The following is a 964-nucleotide window of genomic DNA, read 5'->3' as shown; positions in this document are numbered from 1 at the left end:
AACGCAGCTGGTTCTTCTGCGCGATGAGCTCACGGATGCTGGACGTACCGTCGCCGACGACATTGGCCGGGACTCGCAGCATCGCCGCCACGGACTTCCCGGCGACCGTCATGATGCGCAGGTCGATCCCGGCGCACATCTCTTCTACGAGGATCCGCCGGGCCCGCGAGAAGGCCTCGTCGGCGGCGGCCCGTAGTTCGTCTTCGTCGTGGATGTTGACCGTGACGCCCTTGCCCCCGCTGCCGTGGACCGGTTTGACCACGACAGGTGGCCCGATTCGCCGCATGGCGGCGAGTGCGTCGTCGAGGCTGTCGACCACTTCGCCACGCGCCACCGGCAGTCCGTGCTCGGACAGGATGCGTTTGGTGATGAGCTTGTCGTTGGTGACCTGGCGGTCGAGGGCCGTGAGAGTTGAGCTCATGTTCTGATGGAAGCCCACCGCGAACGACTCGCGGCTGATCACCTCGGTCTGCCGGGAGAGCCTGAGCACGTCCAGCCCGCGGCGTTCGGCCGCCTCTGAGATCATGGCGGCGTCGAGCGCTCGCTTCTGCACTTTGTGCGCGAGCTCGTATGAGTGTGGGGCGAGATGCTTCAGCTGTGAGAGCGCCGCGTCGATCAGAGCCTCGACCGGGGACACATTGGAAGTTGTTTCGGGGTCCAGGACTGCGTCGTGCGAGGGAAGCGGGTCCGGCGGGATGTGGGGCATGTGCACCTGGATCGGATCTGGAAGGAACGGTTGTCTTTGTCACGCAAATGTGACAGTACCTTGCTGGAATTGAGATCACCATCCGGTGATGGAAGATGGAAGGCATGCAGTCGGAGAGATCGAGGCGCACATTAGGAATGTGCGGGCGGGTAGGGCCCGGGGACAGCACGCGAGTCGATGAGATGTCACGACATCTGGGCGGGGTGCGCTCGCTGGTCAATGAGGCCGCGGGCGCATTGCGCGCCGACGCGGGAGCGG

Annotated in this window: 1 protein-coding gene; it reads right to left on the bottom strand. The window is 64.7% G+C overall.

Annotated features, from left to right (window positions below; translation table 11 throughout):
* On the bottom strand, positions 1-706 hold a 706-nt coding region (locus tag ELR45_RS08725), incomplete at its 3' end, for an ATP-binding protein (RefSeq protein WP_129665792.1).
* Between the last annotated feature and the right edge of the window lie 258 nt (positions 707-964).

This window comes from Phytoactinopolyspora endophytica (genome assembly GCF_004138495.1).
Lineage (GTDB): Bacteria > Actinomycetota > Actinomycetes > Jiangellales > Jiangellaceae > Phytoactinopolyspora > Phytoactinopolyspora endophytica.
Note: the sequence above shows the minus strand (reverse complement) of the source record. Positions and strands in the feature narration are given on the sequence as shown.